The organism is Bartonella sp. CR84HXZ, from assembly GCF_042194535.1.
GTDB lineage: Bacteria > Pseudomonadota > Alphaproteobacteria > Rhizobiales > Rhizobiaceae > Bartonella > Bartonella grahamii.
The window spans coordinates 1-3874 of sequence record NZ_JBHIMY010000049.1 but is presented as its reverse complement, the minus strand read 5'-3'; the positions used below and the strand labels follow the sequence as shown (position 1 = coordinate 3874).

The following is a 3874-nucleotide window of genomic DNA, read 5'->3' as shown; positions in this document are numbered from 1 at the left end:
GTGGAGCCTGCTGTGTATTTTCTGATGTCATAAAATACGCCCTCCAGATAATAAAAAACCCCGCATTTGCGGGGATTCCAAACTGCACTGCCTCTCGTCTAGATACAATACGACCAAGTACAGCAATGTCATTAAATACGATTTGCTACAATTTGTCAACATAAAAATAACACATATTGATATATTCAAAAGGAATCGGTTAAACAGCGCTTATAATAATTAGGGATTCAAAACGATGAAATCATTATCCATAACACGCATCATAACATTTATAGCTTTCTTTTCTATATCAGCGCTACCTGCATCAGCGTCATTTGGATTTATAGACAAATTGACGCGTATGTTTACAAGTGTAGATACTAAAGAGAAGTATAATCAACTTTACAACAAATACGTAAGTGAATCATATATTGGCTCTATGCATTCTGAAAAGATACGCAAAGCAGAAGAACTTTCACTCAGCACGGGCACAGAATATTCGTTTTTTAAACAGGAAGATATATTGTATCGTCACATATCAGTTGTTGGTTGTGCATCCCTTATGAGTTTATTGCGGGGTGATTATAATAAGGAGATGTCGCAAATGGATCTACCCAATGTAATAAAGCGTTTACGCGATGAATATGATTGGAGTGAAAGCGATTTTATGTGGGCATACGACGTGGTCAATGATAACGAGGATCCAATGATTTATTATGCAAAAAAATTTATGATGGCTATAGATAAGCGTTCCGATTTAAGAAAAGAACAAGTAAATAACATAGTATCTCAAGTGAAAAGAAATGATCATAAAAGTTTAAAGGAATCCATTGAATTTTGCAGAAACTTACAAACGATATACAATATAATGAAACCGTAATAGAGATTGTCATTTACGATCAAAATGTTTCTGAAGAGCATTAAGAGCAACACGTAATGAATTCACAAGATATGGTAGCATTTGATCTTCTATCACGAGGTACTGTAGTGCTGCGTGAAGATTGTACTGTCTATAGAGGCATTGTGCTTCTTTTATTGCCTCTTGCATATTGAAAAACTGCTCTGTAGCAAATTCTACCCATTTGTCTCTTGCCTTATCATCTGATGATGAGGGCATCTCATCATAAACAGCACTTGGAAAGCCTTTTGCACAAAGGTAATCGTTTCTGATCTGTAGATATTGTTGCGCGGCGTCATATTGCTCTTGTGTAAGCACACCTTGCAAACAAAGTCGCCCTATGTAAGTACCAGAGAGTGGATTTTTTGCCTCTTGTAGCGTTAAACCGAAGCGCTTTGCACGCATTTCTATTGCCAATTTATCAACGGCTTCACGTAGTGCTTTTGCACGTGATATACGTCCGTTTGGTTCTCTTACCTGCCCTGCTATTTTAGGGCGTCCCCTTTTTTTATTTTTTTTCATAACACCGCCTTTTATTTAAAAAGGAACACTGTCATTCATAACGGTATGGGGCGTATCAAGAGGTCTATAAATGCTTCTGTCATAAGCAGATGATGACGGCTCTTGATTATCATCATTTTTGCCATCTAAAAGCTTTAACTCGCCTTTGTACTGAGGCAATATGACTTCTGTTACATAGCGATCAACACCATTTTTATCTTGCCATTTACGGGTTTGTAGTCGCCCCTCGATATAAACTTTGCTACCTTTACTGAGATACTGAAGTGCTACTTTTGCCAAATGTGGATTAAACACCACAATGGAATGCCATTCAGTTTTGTCTACTTTCTTATTGGTTGCCTTGTCTATATAGCTCTCAGACGTTGCCATTCGAAAATTAACCACCTCACCACCAGAAGGCATAGTTTTGCTTTCTGGATTGGCACCTAAATGACCAATTAAAATCACTTTATTAAGCATTTGTTTTCTGTCCTTTAATGGAAAATAGTACTTAGAACAAAACAAACTCACAACTGATGATAGTATAACACATTATGGGGTGTAATTACAAACGAAATTTATTATAACCCACTGAATCTAAAGAATGAATCTCATTTTTATTTTACTTAACAGCTTGCGTTTTGATACGTTTTGTGCAATAAAGAGATGTTCTTTTATATTTCGATTGGTTATTTTAATCGTTTATTTAGATCGCTAGCTGTTTTGATAATAAAAGCCGTGTCTTAAAGGACGCGGCTTTTTTGCTATAAAGCAGCCCCCCGCGCCGTTATTTTATTTACGCTGCTTTATTTTCAACAATCTTTACAACGGTATCGTTTTCATAAATTTCACAATCCTCTGGAATCCCATATGCATAGTAAATGTTTTGCTCAACATATGAATAATCATTTCTTTTTAATCTTGCATTGCCATGTACCAAACCTCTAATGGTGTGATAACCAGTCACTTTTGCATTCCCATAAACAGAACCATAGACCTTAACATACCCACCCACGCTAGCATTGCCATAAACCTTGCCATAAATTTTTGAAGAGCTACTTACAACAGCATGATCATAAACCTCAGCCTTGCTATAAATGCGTGCACTTCCTGTTAATTTTGCATTCCCATAAACCCTTGCATATTGATAAACCCACACCTTATCAGAAAGATGCGCATTATCATAAACATGAGCTCCAAAATACACGCGGGTTTTATCATATACATGCGCATTGCCATAAACAAAACCACCAATGACAGCGTTGCCATATACCCTTGCATTTTCATAAACACGACCAGATTTTACAACACAAGCATTATCATAAACCCAGCAATTGCCATCATGAGAAAGGTTATCTTCCTTTTCAATAAAGCCGCCTAAATCACCAGCTTTAACATCAGCAAAGTCTTTTAAAGCACGAATGCGGTATAAAGTAATCCCTTTAACGTGACTTTCATTTATAAGCTCATATTTTTTAGATACATTTTTAGTGGTCATAGGTAGCTCCCTAATCTGACATTTGAATAAATTTTTAATAAGAGGTTTAAAGAAGGCGCCCCCGCCGCACCCGCGCGTTATTTAAGCTGTTTTCCTATGAGGACGACACATAACAAAGCAAATTTCACCATAAGGAGAAAGGCGTTCTGTATAAACATTATTCATTGTGTCACCACAAATATTCTTAGTAACAATAGCCATGCCACATGCATTGGCATTTTCATAAACATGCACTTTACTTACAATTTTTGCACTATCGAAAACATGGGCATTATCATACACATGGGCATTGGCAAAAACCTTTGCTGAATCGTAGACGCGAGCATTACCATATACAAAACCACCAACACCTGCATTGCCATAAACCTGCGCATTTTCGTAAACACGACCAGGGCTCACAACAATGGCCTGATCACCAACCCAGCAATTACCATCATGGGAAAGATTTTCTTCAGATTCAATATAGCCACCAAGTTGACCAGCTTTAACATCACCAAAATCTCTTAACGCCTTAATGCGATAAAGTTTTTTACCCTCACGAAGAATTGTTTGATTTGTGAGTTGATATTTTTTTACAGAATTTTGCATAATAAATCCTTACGAAATTAGGTTTTTAATTGACAGCCCATAAGGGCGCCGGGCGCTAAAAACACGGTCGTAAGTCCGCCGCTATACTTTCCCCTCGCGAAGGGTATTGTATGGTATAGCTACACCCGACAAAATCGTTATATGCCAATGATAGCACAAAAGAAAGTCAGTATTTTAAGAAATGGGAAAAACCTTACGTGGTTTAACCGCTTACGATTAAGTGTTTTTAGCACTTGGCACCTTTCTAAACGAACCTTTCCTTAAAGTCAATACGTATTTTTTATTTTTTTAACTTTTTTTCATTTTGATACCTACATCATTGAATATCAAGTGCTTTTAAATTTTACTTTTGGTTTTTAGTATAAAATGTAGTGCGTAAATGGACATGTTTATTAAACTGCGTGTATGCA

At 36.7% G+C, this 3874-nt stretch carries 5 protein-coding genes; 1 reads left to right on the top strand and 4 read right to left on the bottom strand.

Annotated features, from left to right (window positions below; translation table 11 throughout):
- Positions 1-235: 235 nt before the first annotated feature.
- Complete coding sequence (locus ACFIKD_RS09020; protein WP_015856175.1) at positions 236-859, top strand: hypothetical protein; 624 nt, start codon at positions 236-238, stop codon at positions 857-859.
- A 9-nt stretch (positions 860-868) separates the two neighbouring features.
- Here ACFIKD_RS09020 and ACFIKD_RS09015 read toward each other — a convergent pair whose 3' ends face one another.
- From ACFIKD_RS09015 to ACFIKD_RS09000, 4 genes are all read right to left on the bottom strand, one after another.
- Positions 869-1399 carry a hypothetical protein gene (locus ACFIKD_RS09015; protein WP_375635669.1) on the bottom strand — a complete coding sequence of 177 codons (531 nt, stop codon included), beginning with the start codon at positions 1397-1399 and terminating at the stop codon, positions 869-871.
- 15 nt (positions 1400-1414) lie between these two features.
- Positions 1415-1858 carry a single-stranded DNA-binding protein gene (gene ssb, locus ACFIKD_RS09010; protein WP_375647833.1) on the bottom strand — a complete coding sequence of 148 codons (444 nt, stop codon included), beginning with the start codon at positions 1856-1858 and terminating at the stop codon, positions 1415-1417.
- A 316-nt stretch (positions 1859-2174) separates the two neighbouring features.
- Positions 2175-2876, bottom strand: a complete 702-nt coding sequence (locus ACFIKD_RS09005) for a hypothetical protein (protein WP_375647831.1) — start codon at positions 2874-2876, stop codon at positions 2175-2177.
- Between the two features lie 81 nt (positions 2877-2957).
- Entirely contained in the window at positions 2958-3464 is a 507-nt protein-coding gene (locus ACFIKD_RS09000) for a hypothetical protein (RefSeq protein ID WP_120100860.1), read from the bottom strand.
- Between the last annotated feature and the right edge of the window lie 410 nt (positions 3465-3874).

Bases quoted from the DNA above. Each gene is read 5' to 3' on its own strand.
- ACFIKD_RS09000 (WP_120100860.1), bottom strand. From the start codon at position 3,464: ATGCAAAATTCTGTAAAAAAATATCAACTCACAAATCAAACAATTCTT.
- ACFIKD_RS09005 (WP_375647831.1), bottom strand. From the start codon at position 2,876: ATGACCACTAAAAATGTATCTAAAAAATATGAGCTTATAAATGAAAGT.
- ACFIKD_RS09015 (WP_375635669.1), bottom strand. From the start codon at position 1,399: ATGAAAAAAAATAAAAAAAGGGGACGCCCTAAAATAGCAGGGCAGGTA.
- ssb (WP_375647833.1), bottom strand. From the start codon at position 1,858: ATGCTTAATAAAGTGATTTTAATTGGTCATTTAGGTGCCAATCCAGAA.
- ACFIKD_RS09020 (WP_015856175.1), top strand. From the start codon at position 236: ATGAAATCATTATCCATAACACGCATCATAACATTTATAGCTTTCTTT.